At 61.8% G+C, this 14,933-nt stretch carries 12 protein-coding genes; 9 read left to right on the plus strand and 3 right to left on the minus strand.

The window, feature by feature from the left end:
* The first annotated feature begins 99 nt into the window (after positions 1 to 99).
* From INT40_RS15575 to INT40_RS15585, 3 genes are read left to right on the plus strand one after another with little or no spacing between them, the layout of a single operon-like run.
* Positions 100 to 1,362: a CaiB/BaiF CoA transferase family protein gene (locus tag INT40_RS15575; protein ID WP_193096467.1), complete on the plus strand. Its 1,263-nt coding sequence runs from the start codon at positions 100 to 102 to the stop codon at positions 1,360 to 1,362.
* Positions 1,359 to 2,174, plus strand: coding sequence for an enoyl-CoA hydratase/isomerase family protein (locus tag INT40_RS15580; protein ID WP_193096468.1), 816 nt, complete (start codon positions 1,359 to 1,361; stop codon positions 2,172 to 2,174). The genes INT40_RS15575 and INT40_RS15580 overlap by 4 nt, the downstream gene beginning before the upstream one ends.
* 54 nt (positions 2,175 to 2,228) lie before the next feature.
* Complete coding sequence (locus INT40_RS15585; RefSeq protein ID WP_193096469.1) at positions 2,229 to 4,193, plus strand: helix-turn-helix domain-containing protein; 1,965 nt, start codon at positions 2,229 to 2,231, stop codon at positions 4,191 to 4,193.
* A gap of 2 nt (positions 4,194 to 4,195) precedes the next feature.
* On the opposite strand, the gene INT40_RS15590 is transcribed toward INT40_RS15585, so the two are convergent.
* A complete protein-coding gene (locus INT40_RS15590; protein WP_193096470.1) occupies positions 4,196 to 5,524 on the minus strand; it encodes an MFS transporter in 1,329 nt (442 codons plus the stop codon).
* 186 nt (positions 5,525 to 5,710) lie between these two features.
* On the opposite strand from INT40_RS15590, the gene INT40_RS15595 reads away from it, so the two are divergent.
* Positions 5,711 to 6,988: a hydroxymethylglutaryl-CoA reductase, degradative gene (locus tag INT40_RS15595; RefSeq protein ID WP_193096471.1), complete on the plus strand. Its 1,278-nt coding sequence runs from the start codon at positions 5,711 to 5,713 to the stop codon at positions 6,986 to 6,988.
* Complete coding sequence (locus INT40_RS15600; protein WP_193096472.1) at positions 6,985 to 7,911, plus strand: hydroxymethylglutaryl-CoA lyase; 927 nt, start codon at positions 6,985 to 6,987, stop codon at positions 7,909 to 7,911. Before INT40_RS15595 ends, INT40_RS15600 begins: the two co-directional genes overlap by 4 nt.
* A 1-nt stretch (position 7,912) precedes the next feature.
* On the opposite strand, the gene INT40_RS15605 is transcribed toward INT40_RS15600, so the two are convergent.
* Positions 7,913 to 9,253: an aminotransferase class I/II-fold pyridoxal phosphate-dependent enzyme gene (locus tag INT40_RS15605; RefSeq protein ID WP_193096473.1), complete on the minus strand. Its 1,341-nt coding sequence runs from the start codon at positions 9,251 to 9,253 to the stop codon at positions 7,913 to 7,915.
* Positions 9,254 to 9,336: 83 nt separating this feature from the next.
* Between INT40_RS15605 and INT40_RS15610 the strand changes: the two genes are divergently transcribed.
* From INT40_RS15610 to INT40_RS15625, 4 genes are read left to right on the plus strand one after another with little or no spacing between them, the layout of a single operon-like run.
* Positions 9,337 to 10,020 carry an FMN-binding negative transcriptional regulator gene (locus tag INT40_RS15610; RefSeq protein ID WP_193096474.1) on the plus strand — a complete coding sequence of 228 codons (684 nt, stop codon included), beginning with the start codon at positions 9,337 to 9,339 and terminating at the stop codon, positions 10,018 to 10,020.
* Positions 10,020 to 11,618 (plus strand): amidohydrolase, encoded by a 1,599-nt coding sequence (locus tag INT40_RS15615; protein WP_193096475.1) that lies wholly within the window; start codon positions 10,020 to 10,022, stop codon positions 11,616 to 11,618. Before INT40_RS15610 ends, INT40_RS15615 begins: the two co-directional genes overlap by 1 nt.
* Complete coding sequence (locus INT40_RS15620; protein ID WP_193096476.1) at positions 11,615 to 13,267, plus strand: thiamine pyrophosphate-binding protein; 1,653 nt, start codon at positions 11,615 to 11,617, stop codon at positions 13,265 to 13,267. The genes INT40_RS15615 and INT40_RS15620 overlap by 4 nt, the downstream gene beginning before the upstream one ends.
* Positions 13,268 to 13,297: 30 nt before the next feature.
* Positions 13,298 to 13,690 carry a cupin domain-containing protein gene (locus tag INT40_RS15625; protein ID WP_193096477.1) on the plus strand — a complete coding sequence of 131 codons (393 nt, stop codon included), beginning with the start codon at positions 13,298 to 13,300 and terminating at the stop codon, positions 13,688 to 13,690.
* Positions 13,691 to 13,752: 62 nt separating this feature from the next.
* Here INT40_RS15625 and INT40_RS15630 read toward each other — a convergent pair whose 3' ends face one another.
* Positions 13,753 to 14,859 carry an ABC transporter ATP-binding protein gene (locus INT40_RS15630; RefSeq protein ID WP_193096478.1) on the minus strand — a complete coding sequence of 369 codons (1,107 nt, stop codon included), beginning with the start codon at positions 14,857 to 14,859 and terminating at the stop codon, positions 13,753 to 13,755.
* Positions 14,860 to 14,933: the final 74 nt, after the last annotated feature.

Consider the following 14,933-nt stretch of genomic DNA (forward strand, 5'->3'; position numbering starts at 1 on the left):
AACGATGAGCGAACGCATCCTCATCGAAGAACTGTTCAGCCCCGAATACGGCACCCGGCTCTCGGCAAGGGTGCTCGTCGAACCGACAGAGGAGAGAGCATGACAGAGATTGATCGACTCCTGACCGCGCTGCGTCAGGAATCCGCAGCCCCTGGGGCGCTCAACGGAGTTGTGGTGCTCGACATCACTCGAGTTGTTGCCGGCCCTTACTGCTCGGAGGTACTGGCCGATCTGGGTGCGACAGTCATCAAGATCGAGCATCCGGATGACCCTGACTACACCCGGGGCTTTCCCCCTGAGCTGAGGACCGGGGACGCCGGCGAGCCGGTGAGCGGCTTCTTCGCGCAGTACAACAGAAACAAGCTGGGTCTCACTCTCAACCTCCGCCATGAGGAGGGCAAGGAGGCGCTGCGCAGACTTGCTGAACGGGCAGACGTGTTGGTCGAGAACTTCCGCGCAGGCACGATGGACAAACTCGGCCTCGGTTGGGACAACCTGCGCACCGTCAATCCGAAGCTCATCTACACAGCGCTGTCCGGCTACGGGCAGACCGGCCCCTATCGGCGCAAACCCGCTTACGACAACAGCGCGCAGGCGACAGGCGGGCTGTGGTCGATGAACGGCGAGAAGGGCGGACAGCCGACTCGCGTCGGAACGATCATCGGAGATCTCTCGGCAAGCCTCTATGGGGTGATCGGGACGCTTGCCGCTCTTCGGCACGCTGAAGCGACTGGAGAAGGTCAGCTCGTCGACATCTCTCAGCAGGATTCAGTCCTCAGTCTCACCGAGAATGCGGTAGTCGCCTATGACGTCGAGGGCACGGTCCCGCAGCCGCTTGGCAACCAGCATCCCTTTGTTCGGCCCTACGAGCTCTTCCCGTGCAAGGACGGATACGTGTTCTTCGGCGGTTACACCGACAAATTCTGGCGTCTGAGCTGCGAAACCTTCGGAACAGCCGATCAGGCAGATGATCCCGAGCTTGCAACCATGGCCGCACGGTTCGACGACGAGGTCTACGAGCGCAAGGTGCGTCCGCTGGTCAACCATTGGTTCGCCGACAGGACGAAGACGGAGCTCGAAGAGCTCGCCGGGGATTCCCTTCCGCTCAGCGCGGTCAAGGACATCGCCGAGGTTGTCGACGATCCGCAGATCGCCGCTCGAGACATGGTCGTCGAAGTCGACTATCCCGACCACGGCCCGCTGCGGATGTTCGGTTCGCCGATCAAGCTCAGCCGCACGCCACCGCTGACTCGGGCGCTGGCCCCATTGACGGGAGAGCACACCGATGCTGTCCTGCGAGAGCTGGCGGGATATGACGATGAAGGTATCGCGGCAATGCGAGCGGAGGGCACTGTCCGATGAGCGGGATCATTCTCGAGCGTTCCGACGGCGTGGGAGTCATCACGATCGACCGCCCGGAGAAGCTCAACGCGCTCACACTGTCCATGTATGACGAGCTGTCCGATGCCTTTGACGAGGTACGCGACGATCCCGCGATCGGAGTCGCCATCCTCACTGGCGCCGGGGATCGGGCGTTCTGCGTGGGTGCCGACCTGAAAGAATCGATTCCTGCTCTGGCCGAGAAACGCTTCGACATCTCCGAGTGGGACGGCGCCCACCAGAAGCACTCGCGCCTGTTCAAGCCGGTCATCGCGGCGGTGAACGGGCTCTGCCTGGGCGGCGGCTTTGAGATCATGCTCTCTACGGATCTTCGGATTGCTGCAGATACCGCACGCTTCGGGTTGCCGGAGGCGGGTGTGGGGGTCGTTCCTGCAGGAGGAACTCTGGCCCGCCTCACCCGGCAGATTCCCTATCCTTGGGCGATGGAGCTGCTGCTCACAGGGCAGCCAGTTGATGCAGTGACCGCTGAACGTCGAGGCCTCGTCAACAGAGTGGTACCGGCAGGTGACCTTCTCGACGAGACGTTCGCACTTGCACACCGGCTGCTCGAATGCAGTGGGACCTCGCTCTCCGTCATCAAATCTGCGACGGCTCAATTGTCCGAGATGCCGTTGAATGCCGCTTTTCACGCCGAAGCCCTCTACGGTCAGCAAGCGTTCGCGAGTCCAGATGCGAAGGAGGGTCTGGCAGCCTTCTCCGAGGGGCGAACTCCTCGGTTCCCTAGCAGGACAGAGGCAACGAAACAACCGCCGGAGGGGCATGAGAGGGGCTGATCTGAAGGGACTGCGGCGACGATGATGTCGGTGCACGAGAACTATGATGAGCTTATGGAGCAACTGGGTTCGCATGACGGGTCATCTGAGGTCGATCGACTCTCGACTGACACGGTTGTCGAACTCCTCAGAGCTGCGAATTCGGAGCAGCAGGATGCCCTCAGAACCCTCGACGATCGAGTCCGGTCCGAGGGGATCAGCCCCGAGAGATCGAGACAGGTCACCGATGCAGTCGGGCAACTGCAGAGCACCAGATCCCATCTTCGTCGCCGCTCACAGGAGCTGACCGGGCTGCTTGCGACGGCGCGTGAACTCGTCCAGCTCCACGACGTCGGCACAGTGCTCAGCAGGTTGGTGCAGAGAGCCCATGAGCTCATCGGCACCGATGTCACCTATCTCGCCGAGACGGAAGCCGGTGCAGACGGCATGCGAGTCAGACATTCCGTCGGCACAGTCACCGAGATCTTCAGGGATCTCTTCGTTCCAGCCGGAAAAGGACTGGCGAACAAGGTGGTGGAGGCGCGGGCTCCAGTGTGGGTCGCACGATACGAAGAGATGATCGCGGCACCGCGGGATCCGAGCATCGATGCGGCAGTTGAGGCAGAGGGCCTAGTCTCATTCCTCGGGGTTCCGATGATGGTCGGTGACGAGATCATCGGTGCACTGTTCGCCTGCAATCGCTTCGACCACGAATACACGCCTGAGCAGATCGCTCTTCTGTCGGCCTTTGCCGACCACGCCGCGCTGGCGCTCAATTCTGCGCGTCTTCTCGGCAACAGCGAACTTGCGGCTCAGAGAGCAAAAGAGGCTTATCGTGAGCTTGCGGACCACGTCACCGACATGGAACGCGCGAATAGAGTTCACGAGACCCTCACGGCAGCTGTCGTAGCGGGTGGCTCGATCGGGGAGATCACCGCCACGCTCGCCCAGGCGCTGAACCGACCGGTCATCGCGCTCGATGCCCGTCTGCGGAGAGTGTCGTCGTCGCCGAGCGACTGCGGGTCAGCTCCTCCACCACGTCTCCTTGCCTCTTCGGTCGCTGAGAGTCGCGACAGTGGACGGTGCACCGCGGTCAAAGCCGGAGGCACAGAGTGGATCGTCGTCGCTATCGTCGGTGCCGATTCCGTGACCGGCGCGATCGTAGTGCCTGTGGCTTCCGGACAGCGACGGGACGTCGAGGGCAGACTGCTCGAACGCGCGGCGCATGTGGCCGCTCTGCTGTCGTTGAAACAGGAGGCGGTCGACAGCGCCCGTGCGAGCCGGCGGTCTCGTATCCTCAACGACATCCTTGACGGCACCGAACTTGCTCGGGCCGACCCTGCCGACGAGCTCAATTCGCTCGCGGGCCCCCTTCAATCGGCGTCGGCCCTGTGGTCGCCCGGCGGTGAGCTCAGTCGCCGATCTCGACGCCTCGTTCAGCTCATCGGAGATTCTGGCCTGTTCGCGATGCGCGGCGAGCACCTGATAGTTCTGTGGGCAGCGGCGGATGGAGGGAAGCGCACTGAGGCCCTGCGCGAGCACCTCGAAGCTGAGAACCGCAACCGCACGACCGCCGTTCACTCCGAAGTGACTTCTTCGGGCATTCTCAAAGCCGTCGAGAGGGTCACGGGATGCCTGGAGCTCCTTCCCTCCTTTGGTGTCGAGGGTGTGAGCGTGCCTGCCGTCTCCTTCGCTCCGTATCAGGCCTTGGTGTCATCCGACCCCGGTTCAGCTGAGCAGTTCATCGCCGAGATGCTCGGACCGATCGTCGCCTGGGATGAACGCAGGGGAACAGACCTCTTCGGCACCCTGAGCGCGTACTTCGACACAGGGGAGAGCGGCAGCGGATCGGCACGAGAACTCCACGTCCACAAGAACACCATCCAACAGCGACTGGAGCGGATCGGCGAACTCACCGGCGGTGCCTTCGCCGATCCCGAGTATCGTTTTCGGATGCATGCGGCGGTACGACTGCGCAGGCTCAGAAGCGAACTCATCGAGTCTGCGCAGAATCTGTCGGGCCCGGCAACCGCGACTTGATCTCAGCGTCGGCGAAGCAGTGCCGAGGCTGCCAACGAGATCGCACCGGCGACGATCATATAGACGCTGATCGCCCACGATCCGCCGAACGTCGACAGCAGTTCAAGATAGATGATGGGGACGAAGGCCGAACCGAGAATGGTGCCGAGCCCCAGAGCAAGAGAGATACCCGTGTATCGGACTCGAGCGTCGAAGGCGTCCGCATAGAGGACTCCGAGGGTGCCATATGCGGCACAGAACGCAATTGTGGCGAGAAGATAGCCGAGGAAGGCCAGCCCGGCATTGCCGGTGTCGATGAGCCAGAACGACGGTAGCGCGGTGACGGCAATGGCCGCAGATCCGACTCCGAATACCTTCCGGGCCCCGTATGTGTCCGCCAGCCATCCGGCGATCGGCAGCCCGACGATAGAGAGCAGCGAGCAGACCGTTGCCATCATGAGCATTAGACCTCGATCGAAGCCGATGTACTCGGTTCCATACGTGAGGCTGAAGGTGAAGAGCATATAGAAGACCGCGCCGATGCCCGCGAAGCTCAGTGCGGCAAGAATAATCTCACGCCAATGTGTTCTCAGCGCATCCACGATCGGCATGCGTGAGCTGCGTCCTTCTACTTGCAGAGCCTGGAACTCCGGAGTCTCGGAGATCCGCATCCTGATGAGCAGTCCGATGATGACCAGTGCAGCGCTGGCGAGGAAGGGCACGCGCCAGCCCCACGACGCGAATGCCGCGTCAGGAAGCTGGGTGAGGCCGAGATAGATCAACGTTGCCAGAGTCAGACCGAGTGCGAGACCGATCTGAGGCACGCTCCCATACAGTCCTCTGCGTCTGGCCGGCGCGTGCTCGACGACGATGAGGACGGCCCCGCCCCATTCGCCACCCAGAGCGAAGCCCTGGACGAAGCGCAATGACATGAGCAGCAGCGGTGCCGCAACTCCGATCTGTGAGTAAGTCGGGAGGAGTCCGATTGCGAACGTTGCACCTCCCATGAGCATGAGCGAGAGGACCAGCATGGTCTTGCGACCGATGCGGTCGCCGAAATGCCCGAAGACGATCGATCCGAGTGGGCGTCCGAAGTAGCCGACTGCGATACCGCCGAAGGCGAGGATCGTACCGACGATGGGGTCGTAATCGGGGAAGAACAGCGAATTGATGATGAGTGCTGCGGCAGTGGAATAGGCGAAGAAGTCAAACCATTCGACGGTCGTGCCCATCAGGCTAGAGAAGGCGATGGTCCGCATGCTCGGTTCAGGTGCGTGTCTCCCACCCCCGTTCACCGGGGCGGGCTCGGGCCCGGAGATCTCTGGGGGCGCATCGGAATTGGGCGTGAACATTGTTCTCCTCATCGAGAGCAGCGGACATGACAGCCATATCGTGTCCCATGCGCGCTGAAACAGGTATGGCAGGCTGCCCATGATGAGGAGGGCGCGCATGGACTTTCGGCCATACCGCGGAACGGGGCATAGCACTTACAGTGACCACGTCAGACAATCGATGAGAGCCATCAGTGGAGGAACAGCGTGAGCAGTGACGCGGCGCGGAGCAGTAGGATTTCGGGATTCCGAAAGTACTCAGTCAGCCAGAGACGGGCCGAAGTAGCCGAGGTCTCGGGCCTTTCAGAGTCCCGTTTCGAGACGTGGAACCCTGAGTCGGGGTTGCTGCTCGACCAGGCCGACCGGATGATCGAGAACGTTGTGGGTGTGCTCGGCACACCGATCGGGATCGCGACGAACTTCCTCGTCGATGGAAGAGATATGCTCGTTCCGATGGCGACGGAAGAACCTTCCGTCGTTGCGGCGGCGAGCAATCTCGCGAGGATGACACGTGGGACCGGCGGATTCACCACGTCGCAGACAGATCCCCTGATGCAGGCGCAGATTCAACTCCTCGACGTCACTGACCCCGAAGCCGCTCGTCTGCGGCTGCTCGAATCGACGGAAGAGATCAGCGCCCTCGCCGACAGCCAGGATCCCCGACTCGTCGAGGTCGGCGGCGGTGTTCGTGACATCATCGTTCGCCTCGTGCCGAGCAGGCGAGGGAACTATGTCGTCGTTCACCTCGTCGTCGATGTGCGCGACGCTATGGGCGCCAATGCCGTGAACACGATGGCAGAGGCCGTGGCGCCGAGGTTGGGAGAGATTGCTGGGGGGCGTCCGCTGCTGCGCATTCTCACGAATAAGGCCGACCGACGCCTCACCCGAGTGCGTGGTGTCTTCGACGCTGAACTCCTCGGGGGCCCCGATGTCGTCGAAGATATACTTGACGCGGCCGAGCTTGCGGTCGCTGACCCCTATCGGGCCGCGACCCACAACAAGGGGATCATGAACGGAATCACTGCGGTGGTGTCGGCAACCGGAAATGACACGCGTGCAGTCGAGGCCGGAGCCCATTCCCATGCGGCGGCGCAGGGCCTCTATTCTGCGATGTCGCATTACGAAGTCGACCGCGAGGGCAATCTCGTCGGCACGATGGAGCTCCCGATGCCGGTTGGGCTCGTGGGTGGGGCAACAAGTGTCCACCCGGCTGCGAAGACCGCGGTGTCGGTGCTTGGGGTAGCGACGGCGGCCGAACTCGCCTCCGTGATCATGGCGGTCGGACTTGCGCAGAACGCTGCCGCATTGAGGGCACTAGCGACTGAAGGGATTCAACGCGGCCATATGTCCCTGCACGCACGTAATGTTGCCGTCACTGCAGGTGCGCAGCCGCACGAGGTCGACCAGATCGTCGAACGGTTGGTCTCCGATGGCGCGGTCCGCGTCGAACATGCCGTCGAGCTGCTCAACGAGTTACGGGCATGACACCGGCATTCCCTGATCCTCACCCCACGACGTCGACCACCCCCGAGGTGGCGATCTGCGAGGTGGGACCGCGTGATGGGCTGCAGGCCGAAGATCAGATCATCGCAACCGAGGACAAGGTCGCGTTCATCGAACGACTTGCGGATGCCGGACTCGAAACGGTCGAGGCAACGAGTTTCGTGTCCCCGAAATGGGTTCCGCAACTGGCGGATTCCGCCGAGGTGTTCGCCGGGGTTCGTCACCTCAAGAATGTGCATCTGCCCGTCCTCGTTCCGAACGAGCGCGGCCTCGACCTGGCGCTGGCCGCGGGCGTCGAATCCATCGCAGTCTTCGTCAGCGCAACGGAGAGCTTCGCCCGAAACAACCTCAACACCGGATGGCAGGAGGCTCTGGCCGCCGCCGAGAAGGTGACCTCCGCGGCGCTGGCCTCAGGGATGCAGGTACGTGGATATGTTTCGATGTGCTTCGGTGATCCGTGGGAAGGGCGGGTGCCGATCGACGACGTACTCAGTGTCGCTCGTCGTCTCTTCGCAGCAGGGTGCAGCGAAGTCAGCCTCGGCGACACGATCGGGGTCGCCACCGCAGGGCACATTCGTGAACTCCTCGGCAGGTTCACGGCAGAGGAGCGGACGCGCCTCGCGCTGCATGCTCATGATACTTACGGGCAGGCCCTCGCCAACGTCCTCGCGGGCCTTGACAGTGGCATCCGCATCTTCGACTCGGCAGCTGGCGGTCTTGGCGGATGCCCGTTCGCCGGCAGCGCGACGGGGAACCTCGCCACCGAGGATCTGGTCTGGATGCTCGAGGGCATGGGCATCAGCACAGGGGTGGACCTGCAGTCCCTAGTCGAAGCGAGCAGTCGGATGGCAGAGCTTCTCGGGCGAAATTCTCCATCATCCGTTGTGCACGCACTCTCGGCGTGAGTCAGTACCTCGAGCTGCGGCTGCTGTGCATGATCTCGACCAGGGTGTCCGCAAACCGCTCGACGTCCTCCGGAGTTATTTGAGAGACGCTGACACGGAGGAATGGAGGAGATTCAAGACGGAAGGGCGCGCCGGACCGCACGCTCCATCCTGCCACCAGCAGGTGAGAGCTGATTGCGGTTTCGTCGTCGACGGAGATGAGGACGTTCATTCCGCTCGTCCCATGAGCCTCGATGCCGTGAGCGGCCAGGGCGCCGATGAGCTGACCGCGTCGAGCGGTGTATTCACTCTCGGCCTCTCGCATTCGCGCGGCGACCGCGTCATCGTTCAGTGCTCGAGCTACCAGTCGCTGCAGGAAGTGGCTCACCCATCCTGGTCCGACTATGAAACGGCCCTGGACTTGTTCCGCCGTCTGGGGATCGCTGGCGGTCACGGCGAGCCTGAGGTCCGGGCCGAGGGCTTTGTTGACGGACCGAGTGATGGACCATCGTTCGCGACCGGTCGTGACTGTCTGCATGGGGCTTCCGGCAACGAGGCTGGCGTGATCGTCTTCGATGATGAACAGGGAGGGATCCTTGTCCAGCACGGCACGCAGTGCGGCTGCGCGATCGGCATCCAGGGCCGAGCCGTATGGATTCTGCGCGCGCGGAGTCAGGATCACCGCAGAGCACTTGCGAGCTTTGAGTGCTCTTTCGAGCGCCTCTGGCTTCATGCCATGGTCGTCGATCGCCACCGGGACCGTTTCGAGGCCGAGGACGCGAACGAGCGAGAGCATCGAGCTCCACAGAGGGTCCTCCACGGCAACCGCATCGCCTGGGTGGGTGATGGCAGAGAGGATTCTCTCTACCGCATCGAGCGACCCGTTAGTCGGAGTGAGTTCGCCCTCAACTCCGTCGGCGAGGAATGCCTCGCTCATCGCTCGGTGAAGTGCAGGATCCCAGATGTCTGTGCTGTAGGCGGTGGGCTGCCAGAGGTCGTCGCTGAGCAGTCTGCCCAGATCTGGCAGAAGAGCCGCGTCGGGAGAAGCCGAAGAGACGTCCTTGGCACCGGGTGGAAGAGGCATCGACTGGGTGACCGGCAGTGCTGGTTTCGAGGTGACTCTCGCGCGGCGTCGTTGCGCCGTGGTGATGACGTTGCGGCGGCGAAGGATGGCAAACGCCGAGCTGACCGTGGCCGGGCTGACGCTGCTGGTCATCGCGAGACTGCGGATGGAGGGAAGTGCAGTTCCGGGCTGGAGCTCGCCCGAGCTCACTGCCGAGGCGACTGCGTTGGCGATGTCGCGGGCAGTCTGTGAGCGGCGTAACTCATCATCCAGCACGCGTTCGAATCTATCAGACTCCATGAGCTTCCTAGACAACGAAGGGGCGGTATGCAAAAGTGGACACGATTAGTTATAACACAGATTCTAACTGTACTAGGACAAATATGTGGATCAACCCATTGTTCGAAGTCGATGCACTCGACGAGCTCCGTCAACTCCTTGCGGAGAATTCGCTGGCGACCTTGGTTGTCGAGAGTCCGCTGCGAGCTGCGCACGTACCGATACTCCTTGAAGACTCTGCGGAGGGGATTCTGCTCAGTGGGCACATCACCCGATCTGACCCTGTGGAGCGGAGCATTCGAGAAGAGGGTGAGGCGTTGGCAATCTTCCACGGCCCTCGGGCCTACGTGAGTGCGGGTTGGTACGACGATCCTGGACTGCCGACCTACAACTTCTCCGTCGTGCATCTGGCCGGCACCACGACAATGATGGATAAGGACGCACTGCGCGAGCATCTCACCGACCTGGTCAGGCGGGAAGAAATTCAGAAGGACCCGAAATCCGAGGGTGCATGGGAGATGGACGCGACTGCGCGACAGCGCCTGGAGAAGCTGCTGCCCTTGGTAAGCGGGTTCTGGATCCGGGTGGAGAAGGCGCAGGCGAAGGCGAAGATGGGGCAGAATCGCAGCGCAGACGATCGCGATCGCACCCGAGATCACCTCGACGGTGCGGCAGGGCTGGAGCCGCGCGAAGTTTCGGCCAGAATGGGCGCGATGGAAGATGGTACCGGAGGGCGACGTGGTGTCACCCCGACGGTCGCGGCAACCGCGCGTCAGAAGGAGCAGTGATGGAACTCGATCTCAGAATTTCGGCCGATGTGATCCACACCATGAATCCGGGACGACCCTCTGCCCACACAGTCGGCATCTGGCACAACCGGATCGTTGGCGTCGATGAGCAGATCGAAGGCTTGTCCGCACGGCGCGAAATCACGCATTCCGGCGCGATTCTTCCGGGTTTCATCGATGCCCACACCCACCTCCAGCTCACTGGGCAGACCCTCAAGGCCCTCGACATTTCCGGAACTGACTCCGTCGACGAGGTGATCAAGCTGATCGCCGACTACGCCGCGGGCCTGTCCACTGGAACATGGGTAGAGATATCTGGATATGACCAGCGGGCATTCGGCCGAGACCTCACGGCAGACGATCTCGATGCAGCCGTCGGTGAGAGGAAAGCCTGGGCCCGGCACACCTCGAGCCACTCGTCAGTCATCTCGTCGGCTGTCATTCACGACATAAAGGACCCGAATCTGCGGCAGCACGCCATCGACGCTCGAGGCGTTCTCCACGAGGAAGAGCAGGTCGTGGTGCAGCAGCAACGACTGCCCTACCCGATCGGGGAGGTCAAGGGTGCAGTGGCCACAGCGGCCAGATTGGCCGCACTGGATGGTGTCACGATGAGCATCGAGGCGGGAGCCGGCGGGAGCATCGGCAGCCTCAACCCGCTTGACCTCATCGGCTTCCAAGAGCTCATCGACGAGGGACGAATGCCGATGCGCATCCAGATGATGCCCAGTCACGATGCTCTGCACTCGGTGACAGGCGGCATTGATGCGTTTTCGCGGGGACTCGACCTCGGACTGCGCACCGGCATAGGTTCTGACATGCTCAGCATCGGTCCCATGAAGTTCGTGCTCGACGGTGGAATGGCGGTGAGGACGGCACTGCTGACCGAGCCGTACATCGGAGCCGACAGCTGCGGGGTGCTGCGAGAGGACCTGAATGTCTTCCGCAGGAATATGATCGATGCCATCGCCGGAGGGTGGACGCTTGCAGTGCATGCGATCGGCGATGCCGCACTCGACATCGCGCTCGACATATTCGACGAATCGTTCCGCCTCACTCCTGACCATGTCGGTGGTCACAGGATCGAACATGGCGGGCTCATTCGTGACGATCAAATTCCGCGCTTGGCCGCCCTCGGCCTCACCGTCGTCGGTCAGTCAGGCTTCCTCTGGGTCTCTGGTGATGATTATGCCGAGCAGTTGGGACAGGACCGAGTCTCCGGGCTCTATCGCGGTCAATCGCTCGTCGACGCGGGCGTGCCCCTGGTCGGCAGCACGGACCGTCCACTCCCTGGCAGTCCGCTGCAGGGGATACGCACCTCGGTCGAGAGGCTGACTGATCAAGGCACGTTGCTCGCTCCAGTGGAACGGATCTCGGTCTATGATGCAGTCGCCGGGTGGACGACGGCGGCCGCAGCTGCGGCGGGGATGGGCGACCGCCTCGGCGCGATCCGCGAGGGATACCTCGCCGATCTTGTTCTGCTCAGTGCCGACCCACACGCGGTCCTTGTCAGTGAGATCACTGACATCTCGATTGTCGACACAATGGTCGACGGACAATTGATCAGCGACGCCGACGGACTCGAGGATCGATCATGAAGCTGCACGAAGCGATTGCGAGATTCTTGGCGGACGAGCGCGGCACTCAGCCAGTGTTCGGTCTCATGGGAGATGCCAATTTGGCGTTCCTCGGAGACTACATCGAACGCGAGGGAGGCACCTACGTTCCCGCAGTCGGCGAGAACGGCGCTGTCCTCATGGCATACGGCTATGCACGGGCCAGCCGCAGCTTGGGCGTCGCCACTGTCACGCACGGTCCTGCGTTGACGAACACCCTGACGGGGTTGACGGAGGCGGTACGGGCGCAGACCCCTCTGGTTCTCCTCACGGGCGACACTCCTGATGTGCACGAATTCTTCCAGCACACCGACATCCAGGGGTTCGCTCAGCATGCGGGGGCGCTGTTCGAGCGAGTCAGATCGGCGGGGACAGCTCTGTCGACATTGGCCAAGGCATTCACCAGGGCGCGGTTCGAATCGCGACCAGTGGTCGTCGACATTCCGCTCCCGCTGATGTCGGCAGACGTTGACTACGAAGTGCCGACCTGGCCGTCGTTTGCGCCTCAGCGCATTCGCCCTGATTCGGACTGCGTCGAAAGCGCAGCGGCGATGCTGCTGGCTGCGAAGCGCCCGCTTGTCGTCGCTGGCCTTGGCGCCGTCAGGACAGGTGCAAGTGACGCTGTGCTTGAACTGGCTCGGCTGATCGACGCTCCTGTGATGACCAGCCTGCTCGGGCGCGAGCTGTTCTCCGGACAGCCTGAGAATCTCGGGATCTTCGGAACTCTTTCGAGCAGACTCGGTGCCGACCACATCGGGCAGTCCGACGTTGTACTTGCGCTGGGGGCATCGCTCAACAACTGGCAGACGGACAGCTATCGACTCCTGGCTGACAAGCGCGTTATTCAGGTCGATTCCGATCCGGAGGCGCTGGCGAAATATGGTCCGATCTCACTCGGAGTGGTCGCGGATGCCGGTGCTGCTGCGGAGGATCTGCTGGAGATCCTTCGTGAAGTAGGGCAGGAGCCGAGCGAGTCTCGTCGTCTGGCCGACATCGCGGAGGCCAACGCAGGAGAGGATCGCGAACATTTCACCTCGACAACCGGCGGCGGTTACGTCGACGCGCGCGAGGCGGCTGTCGAAATAGACAGAGTGCTGCCACCGGGAACTCGCCAGTTGACCGATGTCGGTCGATTCACGGTGTCCGTGTGGCCGCACATCACGCCGTCTCCCGGCACAATGGACTATCCGGGATACTTCGGCTCGATTGGGTTGGGCATCGGTGCAGGAGTCGGAGTCGCATCGGTCGACCAGACACTGCCGACAGTTGTCTGGGTCGGCGATGGCGGTGCGATGCAGGGCCTCGTGGAGATCACCACTGCCGTCCGACAGTCGCTGCCGCTGATCATCATCGTCATCAATGACGGCTGCTACGGTGCCGAATACCTCAAACTCATCGATGTCGGAGCGAAACCCGAAAACGCGTTCATGACGTGGCCTTCGATCTCACGAGCGGCCGAGGGGTTGGGTGCTGAGGGTATTCGGGTGACTGATCGGGAACAGCTCACTGCTGCTGTCGCGCGCATGGCAGAATACAGTGCAGAAGCGGCAGGCGACGGCGTAGCCTGCCCTCTCGTCATCGAAGTCATCGCCGATCCGCACCAAATGGCGAATGAAGCCTCGGTGGGGTGATATCGCGCAGTCCCTGGTTACACTGATCGCATGAGCGCAGCGAAGCCGATCGATACCCGCGAATACCCTCTCGACCACGAGCCGATCGAGGACTGGCAGCGGGTGGATGGCTCTGCCGGGGCAGACGAAGAAAACTCGGCGGCACCCGACGAGCCGACCACCGCGTTCGCCCAGCTCGGGACGATCACAGGAGCCGACTACGGGCTGTGGGAGATGAGCGCCGGCGACATGCGCGACATCGAAGGCGAGGAGGTCTTCCTTGTCGTCAGCGGCACCGGCCGGATCGAATTCGATGAATCGGACCTGCCGCCGATTGAGCTCTCATCAGGCACTTTGGTCCGCCTCGAGGACGGAATGAAGACTCGCTGGTACGTTAACGAAGCACCCTTGAGGAAGCTGTTCATCGTACCGAGCGAGGGGTGAGCGAACTAGAGAGCGCCTCGAGATTTGGGCCTCTTCGGTGACGGCTCGAGTTCTTGGTTGCGTCAGTTGGTGTCGAGTCCCCTTGGAGTTCCGATCCGTTTACCTGTCAAGGAATCGAATAGATGAACATTCTCCGGTTCTGGCAATACAGTGATGAATTCTCCTTCTGCTGCGTGGGATCGACCGTCGACCCGGACTACCAAAGGGTGTTCGCCGCTTGGTGACTCGATGATGCCATGTAGGTAGCCATCGGCACCGAGCTCTTCGATGACCTTGGTTCGGACCGAGATTCCGTCGAGGCCAGCACTGCGTATCTTGAGATCTTCGGGACGGATACCGACTGTTACGCGAGCGGTCGAAAGTGCGTTAAGCACCACCGGCGCAAGTGGCATATCTGCGTTGCCGAAAACAATTCCATTTGCCGATACGGCCATGTCGACCAAATTCATGGCAGGGCTGCCGATGAAGCTCGCAACGAAAGTATTGATCGGGCGATCTAGCAGTTCCCTCGGCGTTCCAACCTGTTGGAGCTCACCCAGTTTAAGGACTGCGATTCGATGGCCCATGGTGAGGGCCTCCGTCTGATCGTGTGTGACGTATACGGTCGTGACTCCAAGCTCACGCTGCAACGAGGCGATCCATGTGCGGGTCTGAACCCTGAGTTTGGCATCGAGATTGGAAAGTGGCTCGTCCATAAGGAAGACCCGTGGCTTTCGAATGATAGCCCGTCCCATGGCCACGCGCTGGCGTTGACCTCCGGAGAGAGCCTTGGGCTTCCGATCCAAATAGTCAGTCAGGTCAAGTTTCTCCGCGACTTCTTGAATCCGACGGTGGCGGTCGGCCCTTTTGACGCCCGCGATCTTCAGTCCGAATCCGATATTGTCTGCGACGCTCATATGGGGATACAGGGCGTAGTTCTGAAACACCATTGCTATGTCGCGATCTTTCGGCTCGACCGCGGTCATGTCTTCGCCGTCGATAAGTAGTCTGCCTGTCGAAACCTCTTCAAGTCCCGCGAGCATGCGCAGCGCTGTCGATTTCCCGCAGCCTGAGGGTCCGACAAGCACGAGGAATTCTCCATCCCTGATGTCGAGATTGAGATTTGATACTGCAGCTTGGTCAGTGTGTGGATACTTCAACGTGACGTTTTGATAGTTTGCATTGGCCATGGCGTTCCTTTCGTCGGTTCGCTGCCCTCTGGAGAGTCCTCGCTGTATCAAGAGGCGTGCGGGTCAGGATTGAG

The sequence above is a fragment of the Brevibacterium sp. FME17 genome, from assembly GCF_014897515.1.
Classification (GTDB): Bacteria; Actinomycetota; Actinomycetes; order Actinomycetales; family Brevibacteriaceae; genus Brevibacterium.